Source organism: Peribacillus psychrosaccharolyticus ATCC 23296 (assembly GCF_000305495.1).
Lineage (GTDB): Bacteria > Bacillota > Bacilli > Bacillales > DSM-1321 > Peribacillus > Peribacillus psychrosaccharolyticus.
On the sequence record NZ_AJTN02000082.1, the window covers coordinates 1 to 3100 of the forward strand.

The window sequence follows — 3100 nt, forward strand, 5'->3', positions numbered from 1 at the left end:
AATATGAAGAATGGGTTAAAGATGTTAAAAAAACGGCTGATGAGCTGACAGAAGATAAATTTAATGAACTTCTAGAAGCCGATCATGTTGGACGCAGTACCTTTAATGGAACACATTTAGATTTCGCTCCAGCACCTACTGGTCATGATCATGGAATGGACGATTCCGAAGATGGTCCCAAAGAAGAACATGAAGAACATCAACACGATCATAAATAATGATAAGACTACTAGTTTAATAAATTAGTAAACGAAAGGAGTCACACACATGAAATGGGACGAATTTATCGTAACCGGAGAACCCATGATTCTTATGGCGCAGATCAGTATTATCGTTGCTTCAATCGCCATCGTTGCGGGCTTAACCTATTTTAAAAAATGGGGATATGTCTGGAAAGAATGGTTAACAACAGTTGACCATAAACGAATCGGAATTATGTACATTTTAGCAGCCTTACTTATGTTATTTAGAGGAGGCGTTGATGCACTCTTAATGCGTGCTCAAACATCCATGCCTGAAAACGGTCTTTTGGATGGACAGCATTATAATGAGATCTTTACAACACACGGGGTTATCATGATTTTATTCATGGCAATGCCATTTATCATTGGTTTAATGAACATCGTTACTCCTTTGCAAATTGGAGCTCGTGATGTTGCTTTCCCACGGTTGAACGCAATCAGCTTCTGGTTATTCTTTGCTGGAGCAATGCTATTCAACATCTCTTTCGTAATCGGAGGATCACCTGATGCAGGATGGACGGCATATTTCCCTCTTGCCAGCACAGAATTCAGTGAAACGGTTGGGAATAACTATTACGCTATTGCCATCCAAATAGCGGGGATTGGTACCCTGATGACCGGGATTAACTTTATTGTTACCATCCTGAAAATGAGAGCTCCTGGCATGACATTAATGAAAATGCCAATGTTCGTTTGGTCAAACTTAATTACTAACGTTATCATTGTTTTTGCTTTCCCAGTTTTAACTGTGGCATTGGCATTAATGACAACGGATCGTTTGTTTGGTACTCAATTCTTCACCACAGCTAATGGTGGTAGTGATATGCTTTGGGCCAACCTATTCTGGGTTTGGGGACATCCAGAGGTATATATCGTAATTCTTCCTGCTTTCGGGATTTACAGTGAAATTATTTCTACGTTTGCTCGTAGAAATTTGTACGGATATAAATCAATGGTTATCAGTATGGTTGCCATTTCCTTGCTTTCATTTGTAGTATGGGCTCACCATTTCTACACAATGGGTCATGGTACTATGGTTAATGGGATCTTCTCTATTACAACTATGGCCATTGCCGTTCCTACGGGGGTCAAGATATTTAACTGGCTCTTTACGCTGCGAAAAGGAAAAATACAATTTACCAGTCCTATGCTATATGCATTAGCCTTTATTCCGATCTTCACAATTGGTGGAGTAACAGGTGTAATGCTTGCTATGGCAAGTGCTGATTACCAATATCACAACACAATGTTCTTAGTAGCTCATTTCCACTATGTATTAATTCCAGGTACAGTATTTGCAGTAATTGCCGGATTTATCTACTGGTGGCCAAAGATCTTTGGTTTCAGCTTGAACGAAAAAATCGGGAAAATTACGTTCTGGTTTATTGCAATCAGCTTTAACGTAACATTCTTCCCAATGTTTGTTACTGGGCTAAATGGTCAGGCACGTCGTATGTACACTTATTCTGAATCTACTGGCTTTGGTGCATTGAATATGCTTTCATTTGTCGGAGCACTTGGTCTTGCAATAGGATTCGGATTACTAGTTTATAATATTTACTGGAGCACACGTTATATGCCAAGAAACGAAACTTCAGATCCTTGGGATGCACGTTCATTAGAATGGGCTACACATAGTCCAATTCCAGAATATAACTTTGCTCTTGTTCCAACTGTTGAATCTACTGAAGCTTTCTGGGATCAAAAGAAAAATAATATCCCGTTATTTAAAGGGAAGTATGAGCCAATTCACATGCCAAACAATAGTGGAATTCCAGTTATTCTTGGCGTACTCTTCTTCTTCTGGGGATTCTTCATGGTATTCAGCTGGTGGATTCCAGCAATCGTAGCAATAATCGGAATCTTTGCTTGTATGGTTTATCGTACTTTCGAGAAAGATCATGGACACTATATTTCAGTTGAAGAAATAGAAGAAACTGAAAACAAATCGCGAGGTGCTCACGCATGAAAATAGATAACTCGCTTCCTTTAGAATATGGAACCGAAGAAAATCGGTTGAAAATATTTGGTTTTTGGATCTTTTTAGGGGCAGAGATTGCCCTCTTCGCTACCTTGTTTGCCGTGTACTTCACACTGGTAAACCGGACTGGAGATGGACCCACAGGCAGTGAAATATTTGAACTTTCACCGGTTTTAATTGAAACATTCCTGCTGCTGACAAGCAGCTTCACAATCGGTTTAGCTATTCATGCTATGCGGATTGGCAATAAAAAAGCGATGATGACGTTCTTTGGAATCACGCTGGTCCTTGGACTTGGATTCCTTGGAACAGAAATCTTTGAATTTCTGACTTACATTGAAGAAGGAGCAACTTACCAAACAAGTGCTTTCGTATCTGCTTTAATGACAACTCTTGGAACGCATGGTGCCCACGTGACACTTGGTCTTTTCTGGGGACTGTTCATCATCATGCAGGTTAGAAAGCAGGGTATCACTCCTGAAACTGCAAATAAATCGTTCATCTTTTCATTGTACTGGCACTTCTTAGACATTGTTTGGATCTTCATTTTCAGCTTTGTCTACTTGAAAGGATTGATGTAATATGAAACAACTATTCCCTATGAAGCAAGTAATGGGATATGTGTTCTCACTAATCCTAACAGTAGTCGCCCTTTCTGTTCTTATGTTTGATTTGTCTGCAACGACTGGCCTGCTGATTCTCTTAGTTACAGCATTTGCCCAAGCTAGCATGCAAATTGTATTCTTCATGCATATTGGAGAATCAGAAGATAGGAATACATTGTACACAAACATTGGGTATGCTCTCTTCGTTGGTATTGTTACTATTCTTGGTACATTACTAACTATGATTTGGGGCTATCAATAAATACAAAAAA

Annotated in this window: 3 protein-coding genes and 1 pseudogene; all 4 read left to right on the forward strand. The window is 39.4% G+C overall.

Going from position 1 to position 3100, the window contains the following annotated elements; all coding sequences use genetic code 11:
* A pseudogene (locus WYK_RS25220) lies at nucleotides 1–218 on the forward strand (cytochrome aa3 quinol oxidase subunit II); the annotation flags it as partial.
* 49 nt (nucleotides 219–267) lie between these two features.
* On the forward strand, nucleotides 268–2211 hold the full coding sequence (qoxB, locus tag WYK_RS05970) for a cytochrome aa3 quinol oxidase subunit I (protein ID WP_040373650.1): 1944 nt from the start codon (nucleotides 268–270) through the stop codon (nucleotides 2209–2211).
* The gene (gene qoxC, locus WYK_RS05975) at nucleotides 2208–2804 is read left to right on the forward strand and encodes a cytochrome aa3 quinol oxidase subunit III (protein ID WP_040373651.1); all 597 of its coding nucleotides are present in this window, start codon (nucleotides 2208–2210) and stop codon (nucleotides 2802–2804) included. Before qoxB ends, qoxC begins: the two co-directional genes overlap by 4 nt.
* Before the next feature lies 1 nt (nucleotide 2805).
* Nucleotides 2806–3090, forward strand: a complete 285-nt coding sequence (qoxD, locus tag WYK_RS05980) for a cytochrome aa3 quinol oxidase subunit IV (protein WP_040373652.1) — start codon at nucleotides 2806–2808, stop codon at nucleotides 3088–3090.
* Nucleotides 3091–3100 lie beyond the last annotated feature (10 nt).